Genomic DNA, 18,408 nt, shown 5'->3' on the forward strand with positions numbered 1-18,408 from the left:
ACGAGGGTTGGGGCGCGCTCCGCGCTGGCTCCCTCGACCTCGACGTGACGCAGCTCTGGTGAGGGTGGAGCCATGCGGGGCGTGCTGTCTTGGTTGGGCCTCTCGATCGTGACTGGCTGCGTTCGAGTTGCCGAAGTGCCGGCAACCGAGCTGCCGCGGCTGAGTGAGCACGGGCCGGGCAAGCCGCCCGTCGAAGTCCGTACCCAGAGCGGGCGCGCGGTGGCGATCAGCGGCAAGTTCAGGGAAGCTCGAGTCGTCGTCGGCGGCGACGGGTACGAGCGCACCGTGAGGCTGCGACCACCGTTTCGTGCGTCACTGCAGGATGGCCTGCTGCGCTACGACTGGCACACGGTGGAAGCGGCGGACGTGAGTCGAGTCGAGATCGTACAGCGCGACGGCGGTCGGACCCTCGTGGTCTTGCTGATCGGAAGCGCTGGGGCACTCGCGGGCGCCGTCCTGGGCTCCTGGCTGGATTCTCGCTCGCCATCCGACCCAGGCGGCGGCACCTGCAACTGCCAGTGGACGATGCTGGGGACGGCGGGACTTGGCGGCCTCGGGTTCGCGATCGCAGCCCCGCTCACGAAGTACTACTAGGCTGTGAGCCCGGAAGCACGTGTCCCCCCCATTCGCGCGTCAGCGCGAATTTGGGGGGGACCGGCGCCGCGAAGCGGCGACGAGGGGGGGCAGCTCACTTCTCGTAGAGCTGCGCCGCCGCGATGCCCGAGCCGCCCGCGACCTCGAGCACCATCTTGACGGGCACGGCCATCGGGAAGGCGTTCTTGTAGCAGTTCGGCTTCTTGCCGAGCACGGCCTGGGTGCCGGTGTCCTGATCGTTGGCGAGCACCATGGCGGAGCCCGGGATCGGCGTGACCGCAACGAACTTCACGTTCACCTCGCTCACCGGCGGCAGGCCGGAGGCGACGACCGTGTAGCACTTGCCGGGCTGGAGCTGGATCTGCGACTCCAGCGTCTGACCTTGCTGGAACTGGCCTGCGAGCGCCGAGCCGACGGGCTTGCTGCCCGCCACGGCCTGCTGCGTCGCCATCTGGTTCAAGACCTGCGTAGCCGCGCCGGCGAGCGTGGGATCGATGGGCTGCGCTTGGCCGCCGGCAGCGGGCGCCGCGGTCGGAGCTGCGGTCGGCTGCGCGGTCGGCTGCGCGGTCGGCTGCTGGCCGTAACCCGGTTGCGGCTGGCCGTAGCCCGGCTGCTGCTGGCCGTAGCCCGGCTGGCCCGGCTGCGGCTGACCGTAGCCCGGCTGCTGCTGGCCGTAGCCCGGCTGCTGCTGATAGCCCGCGCTCTGAGCGTCCTGATCCTTCTTCTTGCAGGCCACGACGCCGGCCACCACCACTACGCCCACAACACCAAGCATGATCGCGTTTCGCATGACAACTCCTCGCTCGCGCCTCTCGTACGGTCCGCACGCGCGGCGACATTCGGCCGCGGAAGGCTACAATTAGACGGGCGGCGCGGTAAAGCTCGTCACGAGACCGGTCAACTCGGGGGAAAAACGCGGGAAATCGCCGCGAGTCAGGGGATGGAGACGGCGCCGGGGCTCCGGTCCACGCCCCCGCTCCGCTCGGTCTGAGGCGCGCCGGCGGTGCTCGCCATGACCGCGAAGCTCCAGGTCTGGCCGTCCCCCGCGGCGGGCGCGCCGCTCGGCAGGGCGTAGGTGTCTGCGCCGTCGGCGTCCACGAAGATGCCGTAGGTCGGCATGTCGTCGCGGGCGGTGAAGGGCCCGCCGTGCCCGAGGGACGCGCAGCCGTAGGTGTTGCTGCCCGCCGGCGCGTAGGTGTCGGTTCCGCCGATGTTGATCAGACCGCCGGCGCCTTGCGAGTTGCCGCAACCCAGCGAGAGGCCCGGAGCGGTGTAGTAGTCGTTGCCGCTTTCATCCACGTGCAGCGCGCCGGAGAAGTCGTGCCCGACGCCAATGCTGGTGGCGCGGATGGGAAAGCCCTTATTGTAGACGTCGTCGCCACCGTGGTCGAAGTGGAAGCCGAGCGCGAAGTGCGCGCTCGCGCCCTGCACGTACCAGAGGCCGTCGTAGGTGTCGTTGCCAGCTTTGTCCGCCAGCACGCCGAAGCCGAGCCAGTAGCCCGAGCCCTGAGCGAACACGCTGGCGGTGTACTTGTCGGTGCCAGCGCGGTCGTAGAGCACGCCGTGCCCGCCGCCCATGTAGAGCTTCTTGGCGTCGTCGCGGCGACCGAAGCCGGCGCCCTGGCACATGCTGGTGTTGCCTTCACCCGGCAGCTGCGCCGAGGCGTAGAGCGGATCGCCGCCGATCTTGGGATCGCCCGGATCGGCGAACCACTCGTCGTCGCCGCCGCCGTCGGCGGCGAAACCCACACCGTGCACGTAGCCAAAGCCCTGCGAGGCGTAGAAGCTGCGGCGCGCGTCGTTGCCCGCGCGATCGAGCAAGGCGCCGATGCCCCACATCGCCGAGCCCTGGCTGGTGCTCTCCGCGACGTATTCGTCGTTGCCGCCGTCGTCGAACAAGACGCCCACGCCCACGGAGCCGGCGCCCTGCGACAGCGCCAGGGACGCGTATTTGTCGTCCTTGCCGCCGAGGTCCCAGAGCAGGCCGATGCCGAGCACGCCGCTGCCCTGCCGCCCCTTGCGCGACAAGGTCTGTCCTTGCACACCGAACTGCACGGCGCGCCCCGCCGCGTCCGAGGGCGGGCGCGTCGGCAGGTCCGCGGCGTCCGGGTAGACGGGGTAGCCGTAGTTGTCCTTGCCTCCCAGGTCGATGGCGAGGCTCACCGGCACGTCACGCCGGCCCGCGCCCACCGGCACCTCGTAGGTGTCGTCACCGCCGACGTCGAGCAAGAGCGCGGCGCGCTCGGACAACGAGCCTTCGAAGTACTCGCTCGCGCCGGCGCCACCGAGCACCAGCGCGCCGATCGGCGTGTCGATGGCCAGGTCGGGGACCTGCTTGTCGGCGAACGCCGCGAGCTTCGCGTCTTCGACCGCGCGCGCGACCAGCGCCGCCGCTGCGGCGATGCGTTTCTCGTCCACCTTGGCGAGATAACCGACGTTGGCGGCGTCAACCGTGAAAGGCTCGGTCGGGAAGATCACGAAGCTGTGCGCGAGGCTCAGGAAGTCGAGCTCTTCGCTGACCGTGGTGCCGAGCGCGGCCTGGAATTCCTTGGCGGCGAAGGACACGGCTCCGAGCACGGGCACCAGCGCCTGCTGCAGCGCGAGGGGCACGTTCTTGGTCTGAGCGGTGAGGTCACCCAGGTTCGCGCTGCCCCCGTGGAGCTCGATGAGTTTGACCAGTGCCGCCGCGAGCGGGGCCGCGTCCACGCTCGCGGGCGCGAAGTCGTCGAGCTTCGCGCAGGCGTCGATGTCGTGGCCCTTGCGCACCGAAGCGGCGAGCACGGCGCTCGACACCGCCTGCTCGCCGTCGAGCGCGGCGTCGAGCCAGCTCTCCGTCTCCTTCACGAACGCCGGCGCGCGCAAGAGGCCCAGGTGCAGGGGGCGAAAGCTCGGCAGCTGGTACTCGTCGTCGGCGAAGATGGGCTTCCAGATCGCCATCGTCGCGTCGGAGAAGCCGTACTTGCAGCGGTCGATGCCGGCCTTCGTCAGCGCCTCGTCGAGCGCGTCGGCCACGCCGGGCTTGTTCGCCGGACAGGTCGCGTCGCCGGCCGGAGCCGCGGCCACCGGCGACTTGACGCAGATCGCCGCCAGCGACGGCCCCGAGTCGCCGGCGTCGCCGCTGTCGCCGCCCGCGCCGCCGGCGTCTCCGGCGCTGCCGCCGCTGCCGCCGCTGCTCGACTTGCCACCCCCGTCGTCGCTGCCGCAGGCGGCGAAGGCGAGACCCACCAGGAGCGCCAGCGCTCCGCCCGAGAACCCGTAGCGCACCACGAGCCGAGCTTAGCGTGGAACCGGGCGCGGGGCAGCGCTAGCTTCGAGCCGTGCGCTTCGCGCTGATTACCGACCAGCACTTCGGGCCCAAGGCCTACTTCGCCGGCAAGCTGCGCAAGCTGAGCCACGAGGCCGGCAACCTGACCCGCGCCTTCGTCGAGCGCATGAACCAGATCGAGCGCCCCGAGCTGGTCGTGAACCTGGGCGACGTGATCGAGGACGAGAGCCACCAGCAGGACCTCGAGCGCTACCGCGAGTTCTTGCACGTCTTCTCCGAGCTCCAGGCGCCGGTGCTGCACGTGGCGGGCAACCACGACCAGATCCACCTGAGCGAAGACGACCTGCGCAGTCTCTGGGGCCACAGCGGCCCGCTCCACTACAGCCGCGACGTGGGCGGCGTGCACTTCGCGGTGCTGAACACGCTGGAGACCAAAGACGTGTGCGTGCGCCTGCCGATGGCGCAGCTCAGCTGGCTGGAGCAGGACCTCGCCGCCGCCCACGCGCCCGTCGTGGTGCTGACGCACCACCCGGCGAGCGACCAGGATCTCACCGGCAACCGCTGGTTCGAGAAGGCGCCGCACATCTGCCGGGTGGCGGAGCGCCGGGAGCTCCGCCGGATCATCGAGCAGAGCGGCAAGGTCGTGGCCGTGTTCAACGGCCACGTGCACTGGAACCACCTGGACGTGATCCGAGGCATCCCCTACGTCACGCTGCAGAGCCTGATCGAGAACCTGGACGACGACGCGCCGGGCCGCCCGGCCTCGAGCTTCGCGGTCGTGGATCTCGAACCGAAGCGCCTCAGCGTGCGAATCGAGGGCGCGGAGACAGCCCGGTATCAGGTCGAGCTGGGCTGACCGCCCGCGTTCCGCGCAGCGCAACCCTTGCGACGCACCGGATGTCCGCGGGATGGACGTTTCGCGCATCGGAGCCCGCTGCGGCGCTCCGGATGTCCGCGGGATGGGCTTTAGCCAGCGCGCTAGGCGGACGGCGCGGCCGTCTTCCTCTTCTTCTTCTTCTTCTTGTTCGCCGACGGCGGCGGCGGAGACGCCTCTTCCTCGGCGGGCTCGTCGGCAGCGGGTTTCTCCTCCTCCGCTTCCTCGTCACTCTCCTCCGCTCCGGGCCCGAGGCTCATCGCCGCCTCGGGGTGCTTCCTCGCCCCTTCGTCCAGCGTGTACCAGACGACCCCGGCGGCGACGCCGGTCAGGAGCCCGACCCACTGCGAGGTCGAGAGCTGAAGCGACGAGGCGTCGGCGAAGCTCGCCGGCTTGAGCACGAAGTAGAGCGCGACCGGCGGCACGATGGCCAGCGCGTCGGTGGCGTAACGGAGCCGGGGATTCGAGAAGCTGCGCGACGGGCCGTACACGTACGCGGCGGCGAAGATCAGGAGCGCCGCAGGGAGGTAGACGTGGGTGGCGATGTACGGCCCGAGCTCGCCGCGCTCCGCGTCGTCGCGCAGGATCTCGATGATGAAGCGCAGGTAGCCGTAGCCGAGCGTGAGCGCCAGGAAGGCCTGCCCGCGGAAGCGGACGTGCTTGCGCACCAGCACCACGACGACGAAGAGCAGCGCGCCGGCCAACACTTCGTAGAGCTGCGTCGGGTGCACGGGCAAGGACGCCTCGACGTCCGGCGCGAGCCCGCGCTGGTTCACGTGTTGGATCCAGGCCGGCGACCCCGAGCCTTCGAGCAACGTGCCCTCGGCCCAGCGCGGGAAGGTGCCGAGCTTCTTCAGCCAGGCCGGCGCCGTCTCGCCGAGCGGCTTGCCGAAATCGCAGCCGAACATGTAGCAGCCGACGCGCGTGATCAGCACACCGAGGGCCAGGCCGGGCGCCGCGGCGTCTCCCCAGGCGAGGAGCCGGATCTTCTGCGCGCGCAGGTACAGGAACGAGCCGATGAAGCCGCCCAGGAACCCGCCGTAGGCCACCAGCCCGCCGCGCCGGAGCGCGAACAGATCCCGGAAGCTCTCGAACTCGTGGGGGTTCGTCGCGACGTACATCAGGCGCGCGCCCGCCAGGGCCGCCAGCGCGGTGACGAAGTAGCAGTTCGCCATCTTGTCGCGCGGCAGCCCGACTCTCTCCGCGAGCCCGAGCGTCAGGAACCAGCCGACGACGATGGCCACGCAGAGCATCGCGCCGTAGCTGTAGATGGGCAGCGGTGAGAGCGTGTAGACCTGGCCCTGGTAGCTGAACGCAGACAGGCCCGCTGCAGCGGCGAGCACTGCACCGATCACCAGCAGATCGCCGGCGCGCTTCTTGTACCCGAACAGCGCGAGCACCGCGCCGAGCGCGGCGAGCACGAGCAACGCCGGAAACAGAGGAATGGTCCACGCCGGCAGCGGCAGGCGGAACAGCACGGGGAACATCGCTTCCCCGCATACCGCGCAAAACGCCGCGCCACAAAGCCGGTGCGAAAGCCCGCTTCTGGCGTGCTAGCATGCGGCCCGTGCAGCGTTTCTTCTCGTACCTCGGGCTCGTGACGCTGGCCTCGGCCTGCGTCCCCACCGATGACCAGCCCCAGAGCAGCTCGGCGCCGGCGAACCCCGCCCCCCAGCCGCAGCCGCAGCCGGCACCAGCGCCCCCGCCACCGGTGGCGCAGCCGCAGGGCTCCGGCCGGCTCGACCCCAATCGGCCCATGGCCTCGGCCAACCCCTTCGTGCTCGGCGACGCCGCGCCCAAGCCGGGCGCGCGCAGCGTCTCGGCGCGCGAGCAGCGACGGCTGGTTTCGCCAGCGCTGAGGGACAAGGGCCGCGACCCCGCGCAGCTGGCGCAGCCCCCGGCGGCTCCGCCCGAGCCGCCGCCGCCGCCGGTTCTGGAGCAGCCCAGCGTCGCCGCACAACCGGTCGCCGCCGCAGCCGCCCCCAAGCCACCCGCCGCGGCCCCCGACAGCCCGATCACCGGCGTCTACTGGGACACCTTCGAGCGCGGGGAGCTCGGCGCGGAGTGGAACCCGACCAGCCCGGAGTGGCGCATCATCGGGGGCCGACTTTGCGGCTCGAAGGCGCGCAACCACCCGGTGTGGCTGAAGCGCAAGCTCCCGACCAACGCCCGCATCGAATTCGACGCCGTCTCGACGTCGGCGGACGGCGACCTGAAGGTCGAGATCTGGGGCGACGGCAAGGGCTTTGCCAAAGGTGTCTCGTACAACGACGCCACCAGCTACCTCGCCATCTACGGCGGCTGGAAGAACCAGTTCCACGTCCTGGCACGCCTCGATGAGCACGCGCCGGGCCGGCCGGAGGTGAAGGTCTCGGCGGGTGGCGACTACAAGGCGCGCCCGGTGGTGCCGAACACCGTCTACCACTTCAAGGTCGAGCGCAGCGACGGCAAGACGGTGCGCTGGTTCGTGGACGACATCGAGATCATCGCGTTCACGGACCCGGCCCCCCTGCGCGGCGATGGCCACGAGCACCTCGGCTTCAACGACTGGGAAGTCCAAGTCTGCTTCGACAACCTCGTGATCTCTGCCTTGCCCGGAGGCTGAGTGGCCGAAGAAGCCGAGCTCAACCTCGATGAAGAGCTCGACGAGCTGGAGAACCGGCTCGAACGCCTGCGTGCGCTCTACGAGCAGTACTTCCTGGGCATCGAGAAGCTCGAGCCGTCGGTTCCACGCAAGGACGTGGAGCGCCGCATCTGGGTCTTGCGCCGGGTGAAGTTCAAGAACACCGGCAAGCGCTTCAAGTTCAACGTGCTCACGCAGCGCTTCAACACCTTCGCGCAGTACTGGGCGCGCATCTGCCGCGAGATCGAGAACGGCACCTACAAGCGCCACCTGATCAAGGCGGAGAAGACCTTCGGTGAGCCGCTCACCATTGCCGCGAAGCGCCGCAAGGGCGACTTCTCCAAGAAGAAGGAGGAGGAAGCGCCACCCATCGAGCCCTCGATGGAGCCGCCGGTGGACAGCCTCGACACGATGCTCGGCCTCAAGCCCACGAAGGTGCCCACCGCGCCAGGCCTCACGCCCGGGCCCTTCGCAAAGAGGGAAGCCCCCACCCGACCAGGGCGCTTCCAGCTCGAGAAGCTCGACCTCGACATCGACGACATCATCGGCGGTGGCGCCGCGCCCATCTCGAAGCGCCCCCAGGGTCCGGTGGGGCCGGTGCGCGCCAAGCCGGCGGCTGCCGCTCCGCCGCCGTCGATCGAGCCGCCGCCGCTCTCGGGGCCCCCCGTCAGCCGACCGGGTGGCGGCAAGGCGCCGCCACCCGTCGGGCCGATGGTCGGCGCGCGGCCCCGGCTGCCGAAGGGCATCGCTCCGCCCGCCGAGCCGCCTCCCGCGGCCGTTCAGCCCCCGCCCGCGGCGGACCCGCAGAAGCCGAGGCCTCCGCCCGTCCCGGCTCGAGCCAAGCCGGCACCGCCGCCGATCCCCGCCCGCTCGGTGCCGCCCGCTGCGCCCGCGCCGGCCGCTCCGCGCGCGCGACCCCCGGTTGCGCCGCCCCCATCAGTCCGGCCCGCCGCGCCCGCGCGCCCGGCCGCGCCAGCGGGGAGCCTGAGCGACGATCGCCTGAAGGAAATCCACTCGCGTCTCCTCGACGCGAAGCGTCAAACCAACGATGCCAAGTCAGTCTCGCTGGACGGCCTGAGCAAGCAGCTCAAGGCCACCGAAGACAAGCTCCGGCAGCAGCACGGGAACCGCAAGATCGACTTCGACGTGGTGATCAAGGACGGCAAGGCCGTCGTGAAACCCATCGTGAAGTGAGCTCAGCGGGCCAGGCGCTGGCGCTCGGACGGAGGCACGGAGGGGCGCCGGGTCTCGACCAGGGGCTCGTCCTCGCAGAAAAGAATGGCGCAGGAGCTACGGCCTCCCTCTTGGAGGCGCCCGCAGAGCTCGGCCAGCTCTTCATCCGAGTCCACCACGTCGCCCTCCACGGGCTGCAGCGTGGCCTGGTCGTAGCGGCAGTTGTCCAGCGCTACCCATAGTCCTTTGAACTCTCCCGAGCGACACAGCTCGGGCCAGGTCATTCTGGTCGACATCGCACTGATTGCTTTGCTTGGGTGAGAATTTCTGAGGAGCCCCCAGCTCGAGTCAGAAGCGATGAGGAGAGATCTAGACCCGCTCTTCTCGGGTCGTCAAGAGATGGGTGTGGCAAAAGGTATACACCCGAGCACCCTTTCGCCGACAATTGCCGAAGCTTCGCCTACTTGCAGCTCGAGCCGGCCAGGGCGTTGTTCAGGGCTGGACTGTCGGCGCCCATGGCCTTCGCCGCGGCGATGGTCCCCTTCGCCTGCGCGCACTTGCCGTTCAGCGCGGCCGACTTCGCGGCACCGGGCGCCTTTCCCCGGGCAATTTGCGAGCACTGCGCCTTCTTCGCCCCGTCGGTGCACTTCGAGTAGGCGGCGGAGGCCCCGCCAATGTTCCCGCCGGACGCAGCGCTGATGCAGGCGTCGCAGGCCTTGGCCGGATCGACCTTTGGCGCGGTGCTGGTCCCGGTCGTGGTCGGCTTGGCCGTGGGCTGCGGGGTCGTGCCCGCGTCTTCCGTCGGCGGGGCTGCGGTCGTGTCCCCCGTCCCCGTGGGCGTGCCGGTTCCCGTGCCGGTGTCCACCGGCCCGACCGTGGTCGCCCCGGTGGAGGTGCCGAACGGGTTGGTCAGCGGCTGATCGGTGCCGTCGTCCTTCTTCCGCTGCATCACGAAGACGACGACGATGATCACCCCGAGCAGCGCGAGCAGGCCCGCCAGCCCGAAGATCAGGCCCTTGCCTCCTCCTCCGCCGCGGCTGGGCATGGGTGCCGGCGGCACCATCGGCGCGGGCGCCATCATCGGCGCGGGCGCCATCATCGGCGCGGGCGATTGTGGGACCGGAGTCACCGCGGGCGCCGAGCCGAAGGAGCCGAAGTCGGGCGCTGCCGCCATGGCCGCGGTGCCCTGGACTTGCAGCTTCTCGCGCGGCGGCTCCTCGACCACGGTGATGCCGCCGCCGTGGGACAGCTCCGCGTAGAAGTCCTTCGCGGTCTCCTGGCGTTGCTCGCGGTCCTTGGAGAGCGCGCGCAAGATGGCCTTGCGCATGTGGTCGGAGATGGAGCTCGCGGGCGCGGTGACCTCGAAGGGCAGCGGCTGCGCGGTCATGTGCTGCGTCGCCCACTGCCACGGCGTGTCCGCCTCGAAGGGCAGCTTTCCCGTCAGCATCTCGTAGGTCATCACGCCCAGCGAGTAGATGTCGCTGCGCGAATCGAGGGCCTTGCCCGTGAACTGCTCCGGGCTCATGTAGGGCGGGGTGCCGAGCACCATGCCCTGCTGGGTCAGCTTCGCCTCCTTCTGGGCGTCCGCCGACTCGCTACGGGCGGCGATGCCGAAGTCGAGCACCTTCACGAAGTCCACCTCGCCGGCCCGGTCGGTGAGGATGATGTTCTCGGGCTTCAGATCGCGGTGGATGATGCCCTGCTTGTGAGCCTCGTCGAGCGCGCCGCAGACCTGCTTCATGATCTTGAGCACGCGCTCGGGGATCATGGGTCCGCCTTGCTCGATGATCTCGTTCAAGGGCTTGCCCTTGACGAACTCCATCGCGATGTAGAGCGTGCCGTCCGCGGTGGAGCCGAAGTCGTAGAACTTGATGGTGTTCGGGTGCTCCAGCTGGGCCACCGTGCCGCACTCGCGGTGGAAGCGCGCGAGCACGGAGGGGTCCTTCGACAGGTGCTGGTGCAAGGTCTTGATGGCGACCTGGCGGATGGTCGAGCCCATCTGCTGCTCGCCCACGTAGACGATGCCCATGCCGCCCTCGCCGAGCACGCCGGTGACCCGGTAGCGCCCGCCGATGACCTGGCCGATGAGCTTGTCCTCGGCGCCTTCGTCGTGAGTCGGAAGCACCCCCCCGCACTTGGCACAGAACCGCGCGCCATCGATGTTGGCGTGGCCGCAGGTCTCACAATTCATGGCGGGCGCTAGCGTCGCACGAAGCGCCCCCCTCTGGCCACATTAGCAGTCAGTCATTGGGCGCAGCGTCCCCGACCGGCCCAGCCGCCGCGCTCGCGTCCCCCGCGTCCGCGGGAAGCGCGGCGATCGGCGGGCCGAGGGGGGCGTCCGGCGGCCACGCCAGCTCCAGCGTCGTGCCGGTCGCGCGGTCGATCAACGCGGCTCGGGTCGCGCGGGTGCTCGCCGGGACCAGGACCTTCAGCGTCGCGACCACCCCCGCGGCGAAGCTCGGCGGCTCGTGCAGCGGGTGCTTCTTCTTCTTGCGCGGATCCTCCGCGGCGACCAGCGGAAAGTCGAAGCGCACGCGCTCGATCAGCTCGCGCCCGAGCCAGAGCTCGATGGCGAAGCGTCCCATCTTGCGCACGGCGGGCACCGGTCGCTGAAAGCGCACGCCGCGCACGCTCTGGACGCGCACCTTGCCGCCCTCGTAGACGACCTCGTACTCGAAGTGGCGCGCTTCCTTGAGCGCCTCCGGATCGGGCAGCGAGCCGGGGCCCGGATCGCGCTCGGCGGCGCCGATCAGCTGGCGCGCGTCGCTCCCCGCGTCCACGGCGCCGGCGTCCTGATCGCTGCCTTCGCCGATGCGCGCGGGCATCGAGAGCGCAGGGCCTTGCGCCGTGCCTTCGAAGCGCGCTCCCGAGCACGCCAGCGCGACGCCACCGGCGAGGAGCAGGGCTCGGAGGACGCGCATGGCGCCGAGCTTTAGCGCATCGCGCTCGCGCGTTCCAAGTCCTCGCCTCCGCCCCCCAAGGCCAGCCAGATCTCGGCGAAGTCGGCGGGCGGCGGCGCGACCACGACCCAGGGCTCGCCGCTCGGGCGGGGCAGCTCGACGCGCGCGGCGTGCAGCATGACGCGCGGGACCTCGAGCACGCTGCCGCTCTCGGTGCCGAGCCGCCGCGCTCCGCCATGCGCGCGGTCGCCGAGCAGCGGCGCGCCGAGCTCGCGGGCGTGGAGCCTGAGCTGGTGCTTGCGACCCGTCTCCGGCCAGAGCGTCAGGAGAGCGGGGCTGACCCGCTCGCCGCTCGGGAGCTGGTGCGGCCGTGCGGTGGCCACCACCGCGTAGCGCGTGCGCGCCGCGCGACCTTCGACCGGAGTCGACACGCCGCCGTGCTCCGGCGCCGGCGCGCGCTCGGCGATGGCGACGTACGCGCGCGAGATGGCGCCCTGCTCACGCAGCCGTGCGGCGCGCTGGTGCGCCGTGCGGCTCTCCGACAAGAGGACCAGCCCGCTGACCCCGACGTCGAGCCGAGACACCGCGTGGACCTGGCGCGCTCCGATGAGCGCCGCGATCTCTCGGCTCAAGCAGGCGTGGCCGCTCCGGTCGGCCTCGGTGGGAAGAGCCGCGGGCTTGTGCGCGATCACGAAGCCGTCCGCACGCTCGACCACCCAGGCCGGCTCCTCGCTGGGGCGCGCAGCGAAGACCTCGACGCGACTGCCGACGTCGAGCTCCTCGGTCGCGTCGCTCGCGCGCCGCCGCTCGACGAACACCCGGCCTTCGGCGAGCGCCCGCGCGTCCACGCCCAGAGCCTCGAGCACCTCCCCGAGCGTACGCGGACCGTCCGGCCCCACCTGCCAGAGCTGCTTGCCTCGACTCATGCGTCCAGGCGCTCGACCAGCCCGCGGTCGCCGTCCACCTTGACCTGCTCGCCGTCCCGCAGCGTGACGCTGGCGCCGAGCACGCCGAACACCGCTGGAATGCCGATCTCCCGCGCCACCACGGCGGCGTGCGAGAGCGCGCTGCCGGCGTCGGCGATCAGCGCCGCGCCCCAGAAGAACAGCGGCGCGAGCCCCACGTCCGGCGTGCGCATCACCAGAACGTCCCCGGGTACGATGCGCTCCGCGCCGCGCCCGTCGGAGCCCAGCAGGCGGACCCGCCCGGTCACCACGCCCCCGCTCGCGCCGGCCCCCGAGGCGCTGCGCGCGTCGAACGGCAGCGGCGCCACCCGCGGCGGAGAGCCGATGAAGGTGTCCGGCGGGTCGGGGCGCGCCAGGCCCCGCGTGTAGGCGTCGCGCCGCATGCGCACCAGCGCGCCGAGGTCCGCACGAGTTCGCCCCGTCGCGCTCACCAGCTCGGCGTGCTGCAGGAAGAACACGCTGTCCGGCCCGAGCGCCGAGTCCAGGCGTCGCAGCCGGTGATCGACGTCCAGCGCCACCGTACGCGTCATGGCTATGGTCCGCGCCATCCACACGCGCATGCGTTCCCGCAGCTTGGAGAGGGCGCGCGCTCGCGAGAGCAGCAGCCGGATCACCGCCAGCTCCACCTGCCCGGCGTTCGCCTCGACGACCGCCAGGTCTCGATCGGCGGCCACTCGCACTCGGCGCATCACGGCGTCCGGATCGATCGCCTGCGCCGCTAGCCCTGCGCTCAGCATGCGCAAGACCGGCGCCCGGTCCTCGCCGAAGCGCGGCGTCATGGCCTCGACCTCGCACAGCCCGCGATCGCCGAACGCCTCGAGCCAGCTCGAGAGCGCGCGCCTGCCGGCGCCGTCCCCGAGCTCTTCCACCGAGGTGACGCCCTCTGCGCGCAAGAGCTCCACGACGTGGGCCAGGGCCAACGCGGGGCGCGCGCTCTCGACCTCACCCAGACCGCTGGTCAGGGAATACGCCAGGCGCGAGGCCGCCTCCGGCAGCACGCGCGCGAGCGCCGCCTGCAACGCCAGGTGCGACGCCAGCGCCACCACCGAGCACGAGAGCAGCATGCGCCCGGTGGCCTCCAGAAAACCGTGGGACTCGCGCAGCGTCGTGACCAGCGCGTCGTCGGGCAAGATGGCAAGATCCATCTCCGCCAGCCAACGCCGGTGTTGATCCGCGTCGCGCTCGAACTTGAGGTGAGCGTCGGTCAGCCGCCGCTCCTGCAGGGTAAGGCGCGCGGCAGCGAACGAGAGCGCTGCCAGAGACCCCCGCCGCGAGCGCACGTCCAGAGTGCGCGCCACCTCGGCCTTGTTGCCGCCGCGCAGGAGGTCCACCACCACCGCAGGCTCGATGCCCGGCACTCCCGAGAGGGCCGGCACCATCGCCGACACGTTCAGGTAGTGACGGCCGTGCACGCGGGCCACCAGCGCAGCGTCGCGCTCGACCTCCGCGCCGAGGTCGCCCAGAGTCTTGCGCAGGCTCTCCTCGACGAAATCTTCGACGAGCGAAGCGGAAAGTGGCGTCGGGACTCCTGGCAACAGATCAGCGAGCCCGGTGCGCGACCACACGCTGTCCGAGGCTCCCCCCTTCGGGTAACCAGCCCCGCGCGAAGCGCGCGCGGAGAGCACTCGCGGCGTGTCGGCGGCGAAAGCGAGCTCCAACTCCTCGACGCGGGAGCGGTCGAGCTTCTTCCACAGCTCGCTGGCCTTGCGCAGAGCGCGGTCCCCGATGGCCGGCTCGTCCGGCGCCGCGGCCGCCACGACCTCCGCTCCGGCAGCGCCCACCACCAGGGCCCCGGGCTTGTGAGCCAGCCGCCGCGCCAACGCGCTGCCGTCAGCGGCGACTCGCACGAAGTCCATCGGACGCGCGCCGTCCACGACCGGCGAGCCCAGGCCCACGCTCGCGGCCAAGAGGAACGACTCGTCTCCCGCCGGACCCCGGGCCTCGCGACTCAGCAGGATGGCGGAGCTCTGCGCCGGCTCGAGGCGTTGGATGACCACCGCCATCGCCAGGTCACGCAGGCGCTGATCCCGCAGGGCGACGAGGGCGTCCTCGTCCACCGCCGCCGACCAGAGCAGCGCGATGCCGCGCTCCAGCGCCTCGGGATCCCGGAGGCCGAGCTCGACTCGGTCGAGCCCCGCGAGCTCCGCCATGCTCGGGTCGGCGAGCGTCGGGCTCGCCCGCAGCGCGAATCCCCAATCATCCGGCGCGAGGCGCTGGCACAGCGCGGCGAGCTCCGACCGAAGCTCCGCCGAGAGCGCCGTCTGTCGCAGCCGCTCGCGGGCACGCGCCGCCTTCTCCCGGCCGCTGGGCTTGTGAATCACGCGCAAGAGCGACGCCGGATCGTGACCGGGCGGCAGCGCCACCACCGCCTCGCGAAATGGGCTCGCCGACAAGAGCCAGCTCTCGACCACCGGCAGGCCGCGCCGCTCGGCCTCGACCAGCCCGACACCCGCCGTGCCGAAGTCCTCGACGCGTGCCCCGCCGACGGCGGCATCGAGCAGCGTGTAGAGGCGACTCCCGGGGCGACTCATTGCCCGCGGGGAATACCTCAGCCACCGGTCGGCAGCGAGCCCGTGCTGCGACGCACCAGCTCCACCAGCACCGGATCGGTGCGGAGCTGCTCGCGCAGCGCACTCTTGACGAACTCGAGCTGCTCCGTGCCCAAGTGGCCTTCGAGGTGCTGGACGGCTTGCGAGACCTTGGCGTCGAGGTACTGATCGACGCCGATCTCGCCGCGCTCCAGCCGCGCTAGCGGGTCGGTGCCTTGGGTTCGCTCCGGGCCTTCCGCCCGTTCGACCTTGAAGGCCTCGCGGACCGGCGAGGTCTCCCCCGGGCGCGCCGCACCGGCGGGTCCCTGCGGACCGCCGGGTGCGGGAGGCTTGCCGATGCCGTCGATGCCCATGGGATGCTCAGCTAGCGAATGTTACCGATGGCGTTCTTGACCGTGTCGTGACGGGTCTTGAGCACGTTGGAGAGCGTGGTGTACGCGCGGCTCTCCGCGCTGATGCGCTCCTGAAGCTGCAGATAGTACAGGTTCATGTCGGCGTTCCGCTCCAGCATATCGTCCATGCCGCCGGCGGACGACCCTTCGACCCCGCCGACGCCGCCGCCCGCGGTACCCGCCGAGCCCTCCGGGCTGGCGGCGCTGTGGGCACCCGCGGCGTTCGGGCCGGGGCGGAAGGCGGCGGCGAGGATGGGACCTCCCGGCAGGCGCCGGACGGCGGCCTCCGCGCCGCCCACGACGGCGCTCGCCCCGGCTTCCATCACCTGCTTGAAGGGGCGGGAGGGGGCCGGCGTGACGCGGGCCGCGGTGGGGCTCGAAGCAACGGAAGTGGCGGGACCGCCGGTTTCGACGCGAGTGCTCATCTGTGATCTCCTTTGGCGCTGAGTCCGAGCACTGCTTCGGCTGGTCCGAGCCGCGGGTTGCGAACTTTCTTCAGAAGGTGCCGTAGAGGCCCAGCCCCCGGCCCCGGCCCACGCGCATGGGGCCGAACTTCACGCTGGTCTGCTCCCGCACCAGCACCTTCTTCCGGGCGGTCAGCCCGATGGCCAGCACCACGCCGCCGGCGGTCTGCATCAGGCCGTCGGTGACCAGGAGCATGGCCACGGCCACGTCACCGAGGCACTCCGCGGCGTTCTCGCCGTTGTTGTTGGGGTCGTTGTCGTTCTCGTCGCAGGAGTCGTCGCGCGTCGAGAGCGTGAGGAAGGGTCCGACGCCCGGTACCACCAGCCAGTAGCTCTTGTTCTCGAAGCCGGAGGCTGCCGCGACGTGCAGACCGATGACGTAAGGCACGCCCGCGACGATGGCCCCGGCGATCACCGCGCCCTTGCGCGCCCGCTCCTCGACCTTGTAGCCATCGGGGATCGGCTTGTCGGGGTCGTAGGGCATCTCGGCCGCAAGCGGGCGCGCGGCGTAGGGGTACGGATACGGCTGCGCGTAAGGGTATGGATACGGCTGCGCGTAAGGGTACGGCGGCGGATACGGGTAGGGCTGCGGCTGCGGCTGCGGCTGTGCCTGCGGCTGCGGCTGCGGTGCCGCCGCCGGCGGAGCAGGCGCCGGCCCAGGCGCCGGCTCCTGCGCGCGCGCGAGCACAGGCGCGAACGCCACCAGAGCCGCCGCCAGAACCCCACACGCCGCGCGCAACATGCGCCGAGAGTATCAGATCCCGAACCACTCGGCGGGGTCGACGGCCTCGGTGCCCTTGCGGATCTCGAAGTAGAGCATCGGGCCCTGGCCCATGTCGCCGACGGAGCCGACCCGTGCGCCGGTCGTGACGTCGTCACCGACCTTGACCGCGAACTCGGAGAGATTGGCGTTCACCGTGTAGTAGCTCTCGCCGTGATCCAGGATCACCGTCTTGCCGTAGCCGGCGTAGTCGTCCGCGAAGGCCACGCGTCCCGGGTAGACCGCGCGCACGGGCGTGCCCCGCGGCGCGCGCATCTCGATGCCTGGTCCGTCCGTGCCGGGCCGGCGCGCGCTCTTCAGCTCCGCGCGCCCCGGGATCGGGAAGGGCAGCCGCGCCTTCATGGAGGCGAACCCGCGCGCCAGATCGGAGGGGTCACTCGGACCCACGCCGGCGCCGTAGACCGCAGTGTGCGCGCCCGAGCCGCTCGACTCGAACGCGCGCTGGAACGCCAGCGCGCGATCCTGAGCCTGCAAGAGCGCGTCCCGCGCCGAGGCCAGCGCGCGCTGCTGCACCTCGAGAGGGCCGCGCTTGAGCTTGAGCTTCTCGAGTTGCTTGCCGATCTCGACGCGGCGCTCGGCGAGGCGGCGCTCGCCGTCCAGATCTCGACCCAGGGCGCGCCGCACGCGCTCGACCTTGGCGGCGTGATCGACCAGCGCCTGGAACCCGCTGCCCACCGGCAGGAGGCCCGCGCGTGCCAGCCGCACGTAGGCGCGGCCGCGCGCGATGGTGCGAGCGTGGGCGCTCTCCGACTCCCGGCCGAGGTCGCTGAGCTCCTTCCTGAGCTCGCGCTCCTGCCGATCGATCTCGTCCAGCGCGCGGTCGACCTCGCTCACCGGGCTCGGCAAGGCCGGCGTAGCGAGCGGGGGCTCCTCCATGGGCTCGCTCGCCGCACCCGGCAGCGCCGCGGCGGCGGAGACACCGAGCAGGATGGCGAAGAAGGCTCGACCTCTCACGTTCACACCAGGAGCAGCCGGCGCAGGCTGCCGTAGGCTGCGGCCGCACCGAGCAGCGCGCCCAGCGCGACCATGCCGGTGCACACGAACCAAGGGAGGAAAGTCGGTGCCATGCCGAAGAGCAAGCCCAGCTCGCCGTCGAAGTTGCCCCTGACGATGCCGTAGAGCACGCCCAGGAGCGCGATGGCCAGGAGCGCGCCGATGCCGCCCTGCGCCGCGCCCTCGAGCACGAACGGCCGGCGTACGTAGGAGTCCGTGGCGCCCACCAGCTTGAGGATTTCGACCTCGATGCGGCGCCGCTGCAAGGTCAGCCGGATGGTGGACGAGACCACGCTCACCACCGCGCCCAGCACCACCAACGCCAGCACGATGGAGGCCGTCACCCCGCCGCGCAGGAGCGCGCCCAGCCGCTCGCTCCACGACTGGTAGGTCTCGACCGACTCGACGGCGGGCAGCGCCTGGAGCTGCGAGGCCAGCTTGCTCAGTCGCTCGACGGCGGCCTCGTCGGCGACCCGCACCTCGAGCGAGGCCGGGAAGGCCTCCGCCGGCAGCGCTCCGAGCACTTCGTCGCTCTTCTGCGCGGTCACCTCGCGGCGCGCTTCCTCGCTGGTCACGTGGCGCACGTCGGTCACGCCCTGGGTCTGGCGCAACGCCTTCTGGATTTGATCGATTTGCTCCGGCGTCGCGTCGGGCTTCAAGAACACGCTGGCGCGGCCGGTCTCGGCCCAGCGCGTGCGGATGCCATGGACGTTGACCACGACCAGCACCGCAGAGGCCAGGCACACGAACGCCACCGCCACGCTGAAGATGCTGAGCAGGTGCAGGCGCCAGTCGTTGCGGCTGCCACGCCAAGCTCGTTCGATCGGAGTCATGC

At 71.3% G+C, this 18,408-nt stretch carries 17 protein-coding genes; 4 read left to right on the plus strand and 13 right to left on the minus strand.

Annotated elements, in window-relative coordinates:
• The first annotated feature begins 72 nt into the window (after positions 1–72).
• Positions 73–594, plus strand: a complete 522-nt coding sequence (locus HS104_01445; protein MBE7478641.1) for a hypothetical protein — start codon at positions 73–75, stop codon at positions 592–594.
• Positions 595–688: 94 nt separating this feature from the next.
• Here HS104_01445 and HS104_01450 read toward each other — a convergent pair whose 3' ends face one another.
• Together HS104_01450 and HS104_01455 are read right to left on the minus strand one after the other, a co-directional pair.
• Positions 689–1,369, minus strand: coding sequence for a hypothetical protein (locus HS104_01450; protein MBE7478642.1), 681 nt, complete (start codon positions 1,367–1,369; stop codon positions 689–691).
• Positions 1,370–1,527: 158 nt separating this feature from the next.
• Positions 1,528–3,861, minus strand: coding sequence for a hypothetical protein (locus HS104_01455; protein ID MBE7478643.1), 2,334 nt, complete (start codon positions 3,859–3,861; stop codon positions 1,528–1,530).
• Between the two features lie 50 nt (positions 3,862–3,911).
• On the opposite strand from HS104_01455, the gene HS104_01460 reads away from it, so the two are divergent.
• Complete coding sequence (locus HS104_01460; protein MBE7478644.1) at positions 3,912–4,715, plus strand: metallophosphoesterase; 804 nt, start codon at positions 3,912–3,914, stop codon at positions 4,713–4,715.
• 122 nt (positions 4,716–4,837) lie between these two features.
• Here HS104_01460 and HS104_01465 read toward each other — a convergent pair whose 3' ends face one another.
• Positions 4,838–6,220, minus strand: coding sequence for a prolipoprotein diacylglyceryl transferase (locus tag HS104_01465; GenBank protein ID MBE7478645.1), 1,383 nt, complete (start codon positions 6,218–6,220; stop codon positions 4,838–4,840).
• A gap of 80 nt (positions 6,221–6,300) precedes the next feature.
• Between HS104_01465 and HS104_01470 the strand changes: the two genes are divergently transcribed.
• Complete coding sequence (locus HS104_01470) at positions 6,301–7,338, plus strand: hypothetical protein (GenBank protein ID MBE7478646.1); 1,038 nt, start codon at positions 6,301–6,303, stop codon at positions 7,336–7,338.
• The gene (locus tag HS104_01475) at positions 7,339–8,550 is read left to right on the plus strand and encodes a hypothetical protein (protein MBE7478647.1); all 1,212 of its coding nucleotides are present in this window, start codon (positions 7,339–7,341) and stop codon (positions 8,548–8,550) included. It abuts the gene before it with no gap.
• A 2-nt stretch (positions 8,551–8,552) separates the two neighbouring features.
• Here HS104_01475 and HS104_01480 read toward each other — a convergent pair whose 3' ends face one another.
• From HS104_01480 to HS104_01525, 10 genes are all read right to left on the minus strand, one after another.
• A complete protein-coding gene (locus tag HS104_01480; GenBank protein MBE7478648.1) occupies positions 8,553–8,825 on the minus strand; it encodes a hypothetical protein in 273 nt (90 codons plus the stop codon).
• Positions 8,826–8,989: 164 nt separating this feature from the next.
• Positions 8,990–10,720 carry a protein kinase gene (locus tag HS104_01485; protein MBE7478649.1) on the minus strand — a complete coding sequence of 577 codons (1,731 nt, stop codon included), beginning with the start codon at positions 10,718–10,720 and terminating at the stop codon, positions 8,990–8,992.
• Between the two features lie 49 nt (positions 10,721–10,769).
• A complete protein-coding gene (locus HS104_01490) occupies positions 10,770–11,450 on the minus strand; it encodes a hypothetical protein (GenBank protein ID MBE7478650.1) in 681 nt (226 codons plus the stop codon).
• Positions 11,451–11,461: 11 nt separating this feature from the next.
• The gene (locus tag HS104_01495; protein MBE7478651.1) at positions 11,462–12,355 is read right to left on the minus strand and encodes an RluA family pseudouridine synthase; all 894 of its coding nucleotides are present in this window, start codon (positions 12,353–12,355) and stop codon (positions 11,462–11,464) included.
• Positions 12,352–14,925, minus strand: coding sequence for a hypothetical protein (locus HS104_01500; protein ID MBE7478652.1), 2,574 nt, complete (start codon positions 14,923–14,925; stop codon positions 12,352–12,354). Before HS104_01500 ends, HS104_01495 begins: the two co-directional genes overlap by 4 nt.
• 17 nt (positions 14,926–14,942) lie before the next feature.
• Entirely contained in the window at positions 14,943–15,296 is a 354-nt protein-coding gene (locus HS104_01505; GenBank protein MBE7478653.1) for a hypothetical protein, read from the minus strand.
• Between the two features lie 11 nt (positions 15,297–15,307).
• Complete coding sequence (locus tag HS104_01510; GenBank protein MBE7478654.1) at positions 15,308–15,760, minus strand: hypothetical protein; 453 nt, start codon at positions 15,758–15,760, stop codon at positions 15,308–15,310.
• Positions 15,761–15,830: 70 nt separating this feature from the next.
• The gene (locus HS104_01515; protein ID MBE7478655.1) at positions 15,831–16,541 is read right to left on the minus strand and encodes a hypothetical protein; all 711 of its coding nucleotides are present in this window, start codon (positions 16,539–16,541) and stop codon (positions 15,831–15,833) included.
• Positions 16,542–16,553: 12 nt separating this feature from the next.
• Positions 16,554–17,534 carry a peptidoglycan DD-metalloendopeptidase family protein gene (locus HS104_01520; GenBank protein ID MBE7478656.1) on the minus strand — a complete coding sequence of 327 codons (981 nt, stop codon included), beginning with the start codon at positions 17,532–17,534 and terminating at the stop codon, positions 16,554–16,556.
• A 2-nt stretch (positions 17,535–17,536) separates the two neighbouring features.
• Positions 17,537–18,406 (minus strand): ABC transporter permease, encoded by an 870-nt coding sequence (locus tag HS104_01525; protein ID MBE7478657.1) that lies wholly within the window; start codon positions 18,404–18,406, stop codon positions 17,537–17,539.
• Positions 18,407–18,408: the final 2 nt, after the last annotated feature.

It is taken from the genome of Polyangiaceae bacterium, assembly GCA_015075635.1.
In the GTDB taxonomy this organism is placed as follows: domain Bacteria; phylum Myxococcota_A; class Polyangia; order Polyangiales; family Polyangiaceae; genus JADJKB01.